The organism is Dellaglioa sp. CoH-57-MRSF-20, assembly GCF_056781955.1.
This window is the reverse complement of sequence record NZ_JBXAXV010000133.1, coordinates 1-422: the sequence shown is the minus strand read 5'-3', so window position 1 is coordinate 422 and position 422 is coordinate 1. Positions and strand designations below refer to the sequence as shown.

1 protein-coding gene is annotated in these 422 nt (G+C 53.1%); it reads left to right on the top strand.

The annotated features are described in order from the left end of the window. On the top strand, positions 1 to 361 hold a 361-nt coding region (locus tag AC1RPN_RS08485), incomplete at its 5' end, for a hypothetical protein (RefSeq protein ID WP_481763758.1). Positions 362 to 422 lie beyond the last annotated feature (61 nt).

The window sequence follows — 422 nt, the reverse complement described above, 5'->3', positions numbered from 1 at the left end:
CTTTTCAATGGACCGGGTAACGGTTCCGCTGCACGGCATTGAACTTGTGTACGCAGGCCGTAAGACCTTCGAACACACATTCAACACCACGTTTATGGAAGCGAGCGACTGGAGTACGCGCGCCCAGTTCTATGCGTGGTCAGAAATGACCCGTTCGTGGCTCAACAACAGCGGCTCGTTTGCATCCGCCTACAAGTGCACGGCACAGCTCGTGGTCTATAACGATCTTCCTCAGGTGAGCCGGACGATTACCGTCGTTGGCCTGTGGCCGGCTTCGGTTGCGGATGTCGAACTCGACGGTTCCGCATCGAACCTTGTGACCCTCAACATCACGTGGGCTTTCGACTACCTGATCAACTAACCCTCGTAAATACACGGTTTGTTTAACCAAGGACAAGACTATGAAAGCAGAAGTAATAGCA